Annotated in this window: 8 protein-coding genes; 5 read left to right on the top strand and 3 right to left on the bottom strand. The window is 65.1% G+C overall.

All coding sequences use genetic code 11. The features are described from left to right. Window positions 1-6 precede the first annotated feature (6 nt). Window positions 7-777, bottom strand: coding sequence for a glucose 1-dehydrogenase (locus tag EO141_RS00590; protein ID WP_241236593.1), 771 nt, complete (start codon window positions 775-777; stop codon window positions 7-9). A 743-nt stretch (window positions 778-1,520) separates the two neighbouring features. Between EO141_RS00590 and EO141_RS00585 the strand changes: the two genes are divergently transcribed. Further along, complete coding sequence (locus tag EO141_RS00585; protein ID WP_127168258.1) at window positions 1,521-3,767, top strand: methyl-accepting chemotaxis protein; 2,247 nt, start codon at window positions 1,521-1,523, stop codon at window positions 3,765-3,767. Window positions 3,768-4,277: 510 nt separating this feature from the next. After that, window positions 4,278-5,861, top strand: a complete 1,584-nt coding sequence (locus EO141_RS00580) for a thioredoxin family protein (protein ID WP_127168257.1) — start codon at window positions 4,278-4,280, stop codon at window positions 5,859-5,861. A gap of 223 nt (window positions 5,862-6,084) precedes the next feature. Here EO141_RS00580 and EO141_RS00575 read toward each other — a convergent pair whose 3' ends face one another. Further along, window positions 6,085-8,370: a glycoside hydrolase family 3 N-terminal domain-containing protein gene (locus EO141_RS00575; RefSeq protein ID WP_127168256.1), complete on the bottom strand. Its 2,286-nt coding sequence runs from the start codon at window positions 8,368-8,370 to the stop codon at window positions 6,085-6,087. A 168-nt stretch (window positions 8,371-8,538) separates the two neighbouring features. Here EO141_RS00575 and EO141_RS00570 point away from each other — a divergent pair, with 168 nt between their 5' ends. Both EO141_RS00570 and EO141_RS21285 read left to right on the top strand, forming a co-directional pair. Beyond that, complete coding sequence (locus EO141_RS00570) at window positions 8,539-8,856, top strand: hypothetical protein (protein ID WP_127168255.1); 318 nt, start codon at window positions 8,539-8,541, stop codon at window positions 8,854-8,856. A 321-nt stretch (window positions 8,857-9,177) separates the two neighbouring features. Then, window positions 9,178-10,767 (top strand): hypothetical protein, encoded by a 1,590-nt coding sequence (locus EO141_RS21285; protein WP_206514767.1) that lies wholly within the window; start codon window positions 9,178-9,180, stop codon window positions 10,765-10,767. A 126-nt stretch (window positions 10,768-10,893) separates the two neighbouring features. On the opposite strand, the gene EO141_RS00550 is transcribed toward EO141_RS21285, so the two are convergent. Further along, complete coding sequence (locus tag EO141_RS00550) at window positions 10,894-11,466, bottom strand: lytic transglycosylase domain-containing protein (protein ID WP_241236592.1); 573 nt, start codon at window positions 11,464-11,466, stop codon at window positions 10,894-10,896. A gap of 377 nt (window positions 11,467-11,843) precedes the next feature. Here EO141_RS00550 and xopA point away from each other — a divergent pair, with 377 nt between their 5' ends. After that, complete coding sequence (gene xopA, locus EO141_RS00545; protein WP_127168359.1) at window positions 11,844-12,236, top strand: XopA/Hpa1 family type III secretion system protein; 393 nt, start codon at window positions 11,844-11,846, stop codon at window positions 12,234-12,236. The last annotated feature ends 15 nt before the right edge of the window (window positions 12,237-12,251 follow it).

Genomic DNA, 12,251 nt, shown 5'->3' with positions numbered 1-12,251 from the left:
GCAGGGTTATTGCGCTGTATATCCGCCGTCCACGGCCAGCACGGCGCCGGTAACGAACGAAGCGAGATCGGACAACAGGAAGGCCGCCGCATTGGCGATCTCTTCGGGCGTTCCCAGGCGACCGATCGGATGGAGCGAGACGATCCTGTCGAAGTCCTCCTGGCTCACGACGCTGCGCACGAGCGGCGTGTCGATATAGCCTGGCGCGATCGCATTCACGCGAACGCCGCGATCCGAATAATCCATCGCTGCGGATCTCGTCGCGCCGACGATGGCGTGCTTGGAGGCGATGTAGGCCGCGTTGTTGCGTTGACCGACGAGCCCCAGGGCAGAGGCCATGTTGACGATGGCACCGCCGCCGGACGCGATCATCGCCGGAATCTGGTACTTCATGCAGCCGAACATGGCGTCGAGATTGACGGCCTGTACCCGGCGCCACACCTCTGGGTCGTACTCAACCACGCCCTTTGAATCGCCGCCGATCCCGGCATTGTTCACGGCCAGGTCGAGCCGGCCGAACGTGGTAACGGTCCAGGTGACCATCTGCTCGATGGCGTTGAAGTCACCAAGATCGATCTGGTAGGCACGGGCATCTGCACCGATCTCGGCGGCGATGGCTTCGGCCGCGTCATGGTTGAAGTCCGCCACCACAACCGCTGCGCCCAGGGACGCAAGCCTGCGGACGGTCGCCGCGCCTATCCCCGAGGCGCCGCCGGTGATGAGTGCGACCTTGCCTGCGAAATCCAGGTCCATGTTGCTGCTTCCGCGCTTGTCCATCCTGCTCTCCATGACGGTCGCGCCACAGACGCGACGCATTGGGTGACGGGTAGGAGGAGGAGGATAGGATTTAATTGACGCGTCAACAATAGCGGCAGCAGGGTTGGCTCACCGTTTCGGCCTCTCGTTACAGATGAGGTTAAGGTGGCGCGGAAAACAGGCCACACCCGGACGCTGCCTCGACCAACTTGCCGCCGCCGGGCCGAGGGCCGAACCGGGCTGCATCCAGGCCGCACGCCGTGGCTCGGGACGCCCTTCATGGGCATGCATCCATCGTCCCAGCGCACCCACCCTGCGATCCAGCGCCGGAGTTGCATCGGCCTGTGCTGAGCGCTGCCCGCGTCGCAAGCAACTTGGCACAGACGTTTTCGGTGCTGCCGATCCGGTACCGATAGCGCCACGGCCTGCTCCCGGTGGGGCGTACCTCGAGGTACCGCCCCTCCACGATCTGCCCGATGCCCGCAGCCGCCAGGAGGCCTTGTCGGTGGATCCCGGACCGGTTGTTCCGGCCTTCTCGTTGGCATCCAGCAATAGCCGGGGGCCGGTAGCGATCACCCGGGCATCGCCTGCTGCGGCGTTGGCTGCATCAAGGATGTGTGATGGCTGCCGCTAAGGAAGGGCAGGGCAAGCAATCTCTACCGCTCTGAACAACCCCGCTGCCGAGGCGTCGCGTCAGGCCGCCTTGCCGTGCCTTGCTCCCCAATTGGCTCTTCCGCCCCCTCAGCTGCATCACCAGGCCCGTCATGCTAACCACGATCAAGAGCAAATTTTTATTGGCATTGTTGGGAACGCTGATCCCGAGCATCCTGCTCTGCCTGTTCCTACTGAACAGCCTGCACACCTCCAAGAACAATGTCGGCACGCTCTACAACCGGGACTTCATTGGCTCTGCGCTTGCCAGCAGCATCGACGGCCAGCTGACGCGCGTCGACATCAACATCTTGCGCATGATTGCCATCGGCACGCCGGAGCTGATCACGCAGTGGAAACAGGAAAACGAGAAGCGATTCACCCAGGCGGCCGCCAGCATCGTGGAACTGGAGCAGATGCTGCACAACGAAAAGCAGCACGCGGCCCAGTTGCAGAAGATCAAGACAAGCTACGCGGCCATGCAGGCCGGCATGCAGCGCCAGATCGAGTTGATCGAGGCAGGAGATATCGCGGGCGGCGCGGAAGTCAACCGCACCCAGGTCAAGGACAACGCGAACGCCACGTTCGCCGGGCTGGCCACCTTGCGCGATGAGCTGGCCAGCTCCGCCAAGCTGCGTTACCAGCAGCAGCAAGCCACCAACACGCGCGCGATGACCCTGTCGGCGATCGCCCTGGGCCTGATTGCACTGGCCGGCGTCAGCCTCGCACTGATCCTGGGCAACGCGATCTCCGCCTCGATTCGGCGGGCGGTGGCCGCCGTTGAGCAGCTGTCGCGCGGCGTGCTGGATGTCGATATCAAGGTCAGCGGCAAGGACGAAACCGTACAACTTGCCAGCGCGGTCTACCGCATCCGCGATCGTCTGCAAGGGGTCATCGCGGCGCAGCTGGAAATGGCCCGTCGACACGACGCTGGCGAAATGAGCTACCGCATGGACGAGGGCGCATTTCCCGGAGAGTATGGCCACATGGTGCGCGATGCCAACGCGCTGGTGAGTTCGCACATCGCGGTGACGATGCGCCTGACCCAGATCGTCGGGCGCTACGCCATTGGCGATCTCTCCGACGAGATGGACCGCCTGCCGGGCGAAAAGGCCGTGCTTACCCGGACCATGGACGAGGTCAGGGCCAATCTGACCGCGATGAATGACCAGATCAAGCAGCTCGCGCAGGCCGCCGCCAGTGGCGATTTCACCGCGCGCGGCGACGCCGACCGTTTCCAGTACGATTTCCACGTGATGGTCGACAGCCTGAACCAGCTGATGGCCACCGCCGATGGCAACCTGCAGTCGCTGTCGTCGCTGCTGCAATCCATCGCCGCCGGCAACCTGACCGCGCGCATGCGCGGCGACTTCAATGGCGTGTTCGCGCAGATGCGCGACGACGCCAACACCACCGCCGCGCAGCTTGCAGACATCGTCGGACGCATCCAGCACTCGGCGATCTCCATCAACTCGGCCGCCAGCGAGATCGCCGCCGGCAACCAGGACCTGTCGCAGCGCACCGAACAGCAGGCCGCCAACCTGGAAGAAACCGCCGCCTCGATGGAAGAGCTGACGTCCACGGTCAGGCAGAATGCCGAGCACGCGCGTCAGGCCAACCAACTGGCGATCGGCGCGGCAAGCGTGGCATCGCAGGGCGGGGAGATCGTCAGCAAGGTCGTCGGCACCATGGCCGGCATCGAAGCCTCGTCGAGGAAGATCGCCGACATCATTTCGGTCATCGACGGCATCTCGTTCCAAACCAATATCCTGGCGCTCAATGCCGCCGTGGAAGCGGCGCGTGCCGGCGAACAGGGCCGTGGCTTCGCCGTGGTCGCCTCTGAAGTGCGCACCCTGGCCCAGCGCTCCACCGCGGCGGCCAAGGAGATCAAGGGATTGATCGACGACTCGGTGCAGCGCGTTGCCGAAGGCTCGACGCTGGTGCATACCGCGGGCTCCACGATGGCGGAGATCGTGGCCAGCGTGCAGCGCGTGACCGACATCATGGGCGAGATCTCCGCCGCCTCGCAGGAACAGTCCGCAGGCATCGAGCAGGTCAACCTCACCGTGACCCAGATGGACGAAACCACCCAGCAGAACGCGGCACTGGTGGAAGAAGCCACCGCCGCGGCACGTTCGATGGAAGAACAGGCCGGGCAACTCACGCAGGCGGTCGCGGTGTTCAAGATAGAAGAGGCCAAGGTCCGCACCGCGCACGCCCCGGCGCGGGCAACAGTAGCCCATAACGTCGCCCAGGGGAAAAACCCGGCACCTGGCAAGACGTCGACACGCCGGGCGGTTGCGCCACAAAAGCCGACCGCTCCCACCGCCATGGATGCCGCCAACTGGCGGGAATTTTAGTCCTCAGGCAACCGGAGGGCCCGGTGATCCGGGCTCTCTTGCGTGTGAGGTTGCTGGCTGAAGCAACAAGCGCTGCCGCCGAGCCGGCGATGCCATGGGCATCGCTGATGCGTTGACCGTCCATGACTGGACGGTGACACCCCGATCGCGGCTATCCGGAGACGGTCAACACACCTGCAGCACCAGGCCTATCGATGAATCCGCGGCCCTCCACGCAGGCGATGCCGAGCGCTGCGATGCACCGGCACCTGCCGGCGAAGGAGCGCGCAATGCTGGGCGATCGTACCCGTTTTCATTTCCGTTGATCGGACCTTCGCGCACGACGGGCGCCATGCCCCGTGCGTCGTCGAGACCTTGACTCGCATCACTGCGCTGGCGCCAACGCCACTTCGCATCCAGTGACGCTGCCGGATTGCCGGCGGCGCTAAATAGGGCGTGACGTCATCGAGCGCAGGCGCAATGCCGCGCGCTCAGTCATTCGATCCTCCCCGCTCTCACTGGTGATTTCTCATGCTGCTGTCATTCCAGCGCCCTTGGCCCCTATCGATCGCGCTGTTGGCGGTGCTGGCAAGCCTGACCGCCTGCGGCAAGCCGGACACACCAGCACCGCCGGCGCAGACCCGGACCGCTGCCCCACCTGCCGCCAGCGCCGGCATCGCCTGGCGCGAAGGGGACGTCGAGGGTGCCTTTGCCGAGGCCAAGGAGAGCGGCAAACCACTGATGCTTTATTGGGGCGCCATCTGGTGCCCACCGTGCAACCGGCTGCAGGCCACCTTGTTCAAGGATCCTGCCTTCATCGCATTGACGCGTAAATTCGTGGTGGTGCATCTGAACGCGGACCTTGCAGATGCCCAGAAGTGGGGCGATCACTACAACGTCAAGGCATATCCCACCATCATCGTGCTGCGCCCGGATCGCAGCCAGATCACGCGCCTGGCCGGTTATAGCGACAATGCCCGCCTGACTGACGCGCTGCGGGTGGCTGCCACACGGACCACGACCTCGGAGCAATTGCTCGAGCGGGCATTGCAGACGCCGAAGGAACTGAGCGCCGACGACTGGACCCTGCTGGCCGGCTACGAGTGGTGGGGCATGGCGCGCGAGCCGACAAGAACGCACAGTGCAAGCGAGGTGCTTGAGCATTTGGCCGCCTCCGCGCCGCAGCCCGCATTGCAGCGCAGGTTCGCGCTGCTGGCGCTGTCCATTGCACCAACGCCGCCGGTGACCAGCCCGGCACATCTGGCGTTGTTGAAGACGGTGCTGGCCGACCCGGCGGAAGTGCGCGCCAATCGCAGTGAGCTGAGCCGCTTTGCGCCGCGCCTGGTGGTGGCGTCCACCAATGATCCTGGCGAGCGCGCTGCCCTCTCCCTGGCGCTGAATCAGGCGCTGGACACGGTCTACGCCGACGCCACGCTTCCGATCGCGGACAGGATGATCACGGCCTCCACACAGGTCGATCTCGCTCGCCTGGCACAAGGTCAAACATCCGACAGCGCGCCACAGAAGCCGCAACCACCGCTGCCGGCAGCGGTGCTCGACACCGTTCGCCAGCGCGTGCAATGGGCTGTGCAGGCGGCAAAGACCGACGAAGAACGCGAGTCCGTCATCGCCGGAGCCGCCGAACTGCTGGACGCAACAGGCGACAACGCCGGTGCAGAACAACTGCTGCTGGGCGAACTGACGCGTAGCAAGACGCCTTATCACTACATGCAGTTCCTGGCCTATCTCGCCGAGGAACGCAACGATCCGAAGACGGCGGTGACGTGGTTGAAAAAGTCCTACGAAGGTTCACAAGGCCCTGCAACGCGTGTGGAGTCGGCGTTGCGGTATGCCGATGGAGTGCTCCGGCTCACCCCGCAGGACACCGCTGCCGTCGAATCCGCCGGCGCGCAGGTGATCGCCGAAGTGGCAGGCCAACCGGATCGCTACGGTCGGCGTAACCGTCAGGGCATCCAGGCGCTGGGCAGCGCGCTCAAGACCTGGAGCAGGCAGCATCGCCAGGAAGGCGGCGCGGTGCTGGCGCGGCTGCAGCAGAAGATGCAGGCCAGCTGCGACGGCAAGACCACCAGCACCTGCAGCAGCTGGCTGAGCTGAGCGGGGACGCACCGGCAGGCAGCTGCAGGGCGGCGATGGCGCTGTCTCAGGTGCCTGCCGCGCCCTCACCGCCCGCGCATCCGATTCCAGCGCCATCATTCGTTAGGGATCCTCCTGCGCCAACGTGGAACGTGGCCCGGCGACATCATGCTCCGGCAGATATCCCCGGCCGCGCTCCTCGGACCACGTCTGCCTGGGTGCGCAGGCGATACCGCACGCCGGTTCACCCCACCAATTCGAAGCTCGCCGTCACGCCTGCAGCTTCGGCCGACGGCGCCACCCACACATCGAACACCCCCGGCTCCACCGTCGGTTTCAACGCCTGGCCGATGAACAACAGGTCCGCACGCCGCAGCACGAACTCCACCGGCGCACTGCCGCCTGCAGGCACCGTGAGCTTGCGGAAATCCTTCAGCTCGCGCACCGGCCGGGTGACGCTGGCACTGCGGTCGCGGACATACAGTTGCACCACTTCGTCCGCATCGCGCGTGCCGTGGTTGTAGATGCGTGCGCTGATGCGCAGGCTGCCGTTGGCTGGCAGGCGCGCATCGCTCAAGCTCAGCTCGGCATAGGCGATGCGCCCATAGGTGAGCCCGTGGCCAAACGGAAACAGCGCCGCATTGGGCGCCGTCCGGTAATGCGTGGTGTAAGGCTCCAGGTCGTCCGGCTGCGGAGTGGGACGGCCGGTGGGTGGGTGGGCATAGGTGTACGGCACCTGCCCGAGCGCATGCGGGAAACTCACCGGCAAACGGCCGGACGGTGCCTGTGCACCGAACAGGATGTCGGCCAGTGCAACGCCGGCGGCAGAGCCCAGAAACCAGGTCACCAGGATCGCCGCGCAGCCAAGCACCGGCCCCTCCAGCGCAAGCGCGCGACCGGTGCTCAGCAGGACCACGACAGGCGTGCCGGTGGCGACGACTGCCGCCAGCAACTGTCGCTGCGGCTCGGGGATGCAGATCTCACTGCGCGATTGCGCTTCGCCCGAGTAGCTCAATGGTTCGCCGATCGCCAGCAGCGCGACATCGGCACCGCTGGCGGCCGCCACCGCGGCCTGCACGCCGCCCGGCAGTGCCTGATCAAAGTCGCAGCCGTCCACCACCTGCAGTAACTGCGGATCCTGCAGCGCATTCGCCAGTGCGGCGGCCAGCGTGTTGCGCCTGTCCTCCTCGTCGAACAGGCTCCATGGCCCGGCGTGGTTGATCCAGTCGCGCGCCATCGGCCCGATCAAGGCAATGCGCTGCCCGCTGCGGCGCAATGGCAGCAGCTCGCCATCGTTCTTCAGCAATACCACCGATTTGCAGGCGGCCTCGCGGGCCAGTGCCAAGGTGTCGGTGGTGCGCTGCGATGACTGCGCCCGTGCGGGCCGGATGCGCCGGAACGGGTCGTCGAACAGCCCCAGCGCCGCCTTGAACGCCAGCACGCGTCTTACCGACGCATCCAGCCGTGCCATCGGCACATCACCTGCGGCAACCAGGGCCGGCAGGTGCTGCAGATACAGGCCGCTTTCCATGCTGATATCCACCCCGGCCAGAAAGGCCAGCCTTGCCGCGTCACGCCCATCGACCGCAACGCCGTGCGCAATCAGTTCCTGGTCGGCCTGGAAGTCGGACACCACCAGGCCGGGATAGCCCCATTCCTGGCGCAACGTCGTATCCAGCAGCCACGCATTGGCCGTGGCGGGAATGCCCGACAGTTCGTTGAAGGCGGCCATGGTCGTGACCGCGCCGGCGGCAAACGCTGCCTGGAACGGCGGGAAATACACCTCGCGCAGGGTCCGTTCGGACACATCCACGCGGTTGTAATCCAGCCCACCCTCGGCCGCACCATAGGCGGCGAAGTGTTTGGGGCAGGCAGCCATCGCCTCGGGATGGGCCAGCCCCGCATCGCCCTGAAAGCCACGTACCCGTGCCTGCGCAAACAGCCGTGCCAGCAGCACGTCTTCGCCGGCGCCTTCCACGCCACGGCCCCAACGTGCATCGCGGGCGATATCCACCATGGGCGCGAAGGTCCAGTCCAGACCGACCGCACTGGCCTCCCTCGCCGCGGCACGCGCAGTGCGCTGTGCCAGCGCCGGCTCGAAGCTGGCTGCTTCGGCCAACGGCACCGGGAACACGGTGGTGTAGCCGTGGATCACATCGGCGGCGAACAACAGCGGAATCCGCAACCGGCTCTGCAGCGCGGCCTGCTGAAGTTGCTGATGCCAGCGTACGTTGGAACCGTTGAACACTCCGGTCAGCCGTCCGGCGCGGGCGGCAGCCAGTTGCGCGCTCCCATCGGCAGTGCGCGTGAGTGGATTGGCGACGATCGCCTTGCCATCCTGCTGCGCCGAACTGAACAGGCTGAGCTGGCCCGCTTTTTCCTCCACGCTCATGCGTGCGATCAATGCATCGATGAAGCCGGGCGGCCGTGCCGGACCGGCCGGCAATGCCCAGCCGGCGGGAATGCGCGCGAGCAAGGCAAGTGTGCCCGCGCCACGCAGCAGCTGGCGTCGAGTGGTGCATACGGACATAAGGATGGAGCTCGGCGGCGTCAGCCAACGCTACAGGAGCGGCAAGCCCGGGCGCAGATCCCACGTTCGCATTTGCGGCGCGTCCTTCGGGATATCTCCATCCTGCTGATTTGAATAACCAACTGGAGAACATGCAGGAGCAACCCCATCAGTCGCCGCACTCCTGCAGTGAGCATTCAAGATATCTGCCGCACTGCCGAGCCATCCGCACCGATGGGTATGGGCGCGAAGGCCCATCATTGGCGTCTTACCAACATGCGTGACACTGCAGGAGCGGCGATCCAAATCGCGCCGGCCTTTTTCTGGAGAATTCAATTCGACGGTGGTCGTCGCTGCGAGCACGACGATGTGCTCGGGTCGGCGAAGGCACGGCCAACGGCAGACACATTCCATCGGCACAAGGAATGCTTTATTCCGTTGCGGAATGATCATTTCGCAGTTGAAGCGTCCCCGATCTTCGGTGTGATGTCATTTTCGAATCACTGACGACGATGACGCATGCCACACACGGTGGCCGTGGATGCCGGGGCGCGTCCAAGCACTGCGACTGCACGCTGGAAAGTTCGCACTGTCGTTGACCGGATCGTTGATGACAGCACGTGCGCCAGACCGTGTCTGCGTGCCGCGCGTCGGCCGGGCGACACCTCGATCGACGCGTCGCCGACCACCGGCGCCGCCTGCGCTGCAACCGAGGCCGGCACCGCCATGCGTCCGTCGAATGATGTGCTGGCTGTCAACGCCGCACGTCGGCAGCCCAGCAAGCCCGGCGGCAGCGCGCCGCCCTTCCCCCCACAGCGAGGACATGCCGTGATGAAGATCCCCTCAGCCAGTGCTTCCCAGCCATCGCAATCGACGCATAAAGACGTTGTGATTGACATGCCGCCGCTGCAACAGCGCAACGAGACGCCAGCAACGACGGCAGACCCTGCACTGGCGGGCCTGCCTCGCAGGCCGTCTGGACGACGCAGCAACTCGCAACGCAGCACCGGATCTGGCAGCGCTGCGGACGGAACCCAGCACACCGGCAAGAGCCCGCTGCTGCATGCCGCTAGCGCGTCGATACTGCATGGCGAAGAAAGCACCAGCGAGCACTTCTTCGACGCCGACGACTCCTTTGCACCACCAGACCCGTCCTCCATCCCCCACCAACAGGCTGCACCACACGATCCGCCGGAGCACACATCCGCAGCCACCGCCGCAACAACACGCAGCGAGCGCCTGGGTGCGCTGGCTGCATCGATCGGGACCGGTGCAGTGCGTGGCGCAAGCACCGTCCTTGGACCGACCGCCACCGCGGTGGCGGCGGCAGCGCGCGGCATACTCCCGATCAAATTCGACGGACAGTACCTGGGTGCTGCGCTGGGGCATCTGGTGCACCAGTCCAGCTCCGTGGGACCGACCACATTTGCGCGTGAGTTGCTGGGCGAGGGATTGTTTGCCGCTCTTCGCCAGCTTCCACCCGAGGCGGTGGTCGCCATGCAGGCCGTCGCCGGCACGCTGCAGATGGCGCTGCATACGCTGCGGAGCAACCGCGAGAAGCGCAACCCCGACGCGGCTGCGCGAGGCTTCCACAATCTCAGTCTCGAACAGTGGGATGCCTTATCCAGCGACGAACAGGAGAACAAGAGAACCGAGCAGCAACATTACTCGGATCTGGTCACCCGGCTCGCGCTGGGCGGCATCCTGAGCAACATCGCCGTGGGTGCGGCCGGCAAGGCATCCGGCCAACCGGAGATGGCGGCCAGGCTGCTGGCCAGCGACCTGAAGATCGCCGCGTATGCCGCAGCCCGCGACACCATCCAGGCCACCTTCAAGATGGTGGGAATGCAGCACCCGGCCCGCTCCAATGGTGGCATCAGCGATCCGCACATCACCAGCGCCGGCAGGTTCTACGGCATGGCCAACGTGCTGGCCAACCTGGCATCGAACGAGCTGGCGTCGCCGGACTTTGCAGCGGCCCGGCAGCGCTGGGCCGGCCTGAACTCGCCTTTCACCCAAGGCGAGGCGACCAGCATCATCTTGCGTCAATCGGCGATGACGGCGGCCCTGAATGTCGGCCTGGAAACGGCGGACTGGATCAATGTCACCCAGCACGAAGCCGACCAGGCCGGGACGAAGCAGATCTGGGAGCCCGAATGGAAAGGCAAGCGCGAGGATTATGAGCGGGTCATGGATCACTCGGTCGCACGCACGGCCGCCATCAATTCCAATATCGCGCTTGGTACCGCCATCAACATGATTGGCGCCTGGGTCGGGCTATCGCCCGCACGCAGCGGCCTGCTCTCCAATACGGTGTCCGGCGTGGCCGCCGGCATGCAGTACAAGACCATCGGCGCCACCTGGCAGGCCGATGGGGCCGTTCGCGCAGCCGAAGCGGTTCGCTCGCAGGCCGGGTAAGCACGGCGATCAAACCACCGCGCTCGCCATTCGGCGGACGTGGTGTGTATGCCCACGGTACTTCCTTTTGGGCACGCGATGCGGGCAGACCAGCAACGCAGTGCGCCACCGCCGTGTGCAATAGCGTTACTCGGCAATCACCCCGCGCCTGGTCAGAATCGCGTGAATGGCATGCGCATACTTGTCGCGCTCGGCGGGCGTTTCGGAATGATAGGCGCCGACGGCAGCCCAGGTATTTCCATATTTATTGGTCATCTCGCGCAGCCGCCAGGCCGCCACATACACGCTGACGCACGGCTGCATCAACGCATCCCTGGAGATGCCGTAGCTGGAAAGACGTCGCAGATGGATCGAATTGATCTGCATTTTTCCATAATCGATGGTGCCGTTGTTGTTGCGGTGGATCGCGTCTGCACGGCCCCGGGATTCCTGCCACGCAATGGCGCGCAACACCCAGGGATTGACGTGTTGATAACCGGCGGCTTCTTCAAAACAGTCTGCGCGTGCGAGCGGCGCGGCGCACAGCAACGCCGCCGCAAGCCACGCGCGTCGCCGAGGCGCGACAGCACGGCTGGCCTGGAGCGCGCACCATCGCTCGTCTGCGGGCATGTTGCTGGAGAGCGTGGCCCAATGCTGTGGATGCCACGTCCCCGTGCCGTGCGCAGACGCACACGTGGTCGGCGTATCGGTCTCTGTCATCTCTGTCACCTGATCGTCGTTGATTCCAGCAACGCGGCGGAGTGGATACGCATCCCCGGTTGATCCAACGTCCCCCGCTCGATCGCGCCACCATAACGGTGCTGTGCATACGCCGGCACATGCTGGACGAAGCGTCTATGACATAAGCGAAAGCACCGCGTGCAGCGTTGCAAGGCAGCTGTTTTCCATTGATTTCCCGAGATTTCGCCATCCTCACGTTCGCAAGCAAAAGCGCACTTTCGCGTCCTGGCAGATGCATCGCGCTTGCCTCTTCTACCTTGCCGACGGGGCAACACAGCGTCCCTGTTGCGAGCCTGCCGTTGCAGCTTTCCGGCAACCGCGATGTACCCAGTCAACCACATGAGACGGGAACCACCATGGACTCATCTATCGGAACCAACTTTTCGAATTTCAGCAACGTGCAGACGATGGGCGTCGGGCCCCAGCAAACGCAGAACTCCGGTCAGCGCGCGTCCTCGGCTGGCTCCGAGCAGCAGCTGGATCAATTGCTCGCCATGTTCATCATGATGATGCTTCAACAGAGCCAGGGCAGCGATGCCAATCAGGAATGCGGAAGCGACCAGCCGCAGGACGGTCAGCAGGGCCTGAGTCCGTTGACGCAGATGCTGATGCAGATCGTGATGCAACTGATGCAGAACCAGGGCGGCGCCGGCATGGGCGGTGGCGGTTCGCTAGGCAGCAGCCTGGGCGGCAACAGTCTGGGTGGCGGTTTCAATGCCAACCTGTCGAGCATTACCGGCCAGGCCTGATGGGCAATGCGTGCA

Origin of the sequence: Xanthomonas sp. BRIP62415 (genome assembly GCF_003993515.1) — a bacterium.
Lineage (GTDB): Bacteria > Pseudomonadota > Gammaproteobacteria > Xanthomonadales > Xanthomonadaceae > Xanthomonas > Xanthomonas euroxanthea.
This window is presented reverse-complemented; position numbering and strand designations above follow the sequence as displayed.

Bases quoted from the DNA above. Each gene is read 5' to 3' on its own strand.
- EO141_RS00550 (WP_241236592.1), bottom strand. From the start codon at position 11,466: ATGACAGAGACCGATACGCCGACCACGTGTGCGTCTGCGCACGGCACG.
- EO141_RS00590 (WP_241236593.1), bottom strand. From the start codon at position 777: ATGGACAAGCGCGGAAGCAGCAACATGGACCTGGATTTCGCAGGCAAG.
- EO141_RS00585 (WP_127168258.1), top strand. From the start codon at position 1,521: ATGCTAACCACGATCAAGAGCAAATTTTTATTGGCATTGTTGGGAACG.
- xopA (WP_127168359.1), top strand. From the start codon at position 11,844: ATGGACTCATCTATCGGAACCAACTTTTCGAATTTCAGCAACGTGCAG.
- EO141_RS00580 (WP_127168257.1), top strand. From the start codon at position 4,278: ATGCTGCTGTCATTCCAGCGCCCTTGGCCCCTATCGATCGCGCTGTTG.
- EO141_RS00575 (WP_127168256.1), bottom strand. From the start codon at position 8,370: ATGTCCGTATGCACCACTCGACGCCAGCTGCTGCGTGGCGCGGGCACA.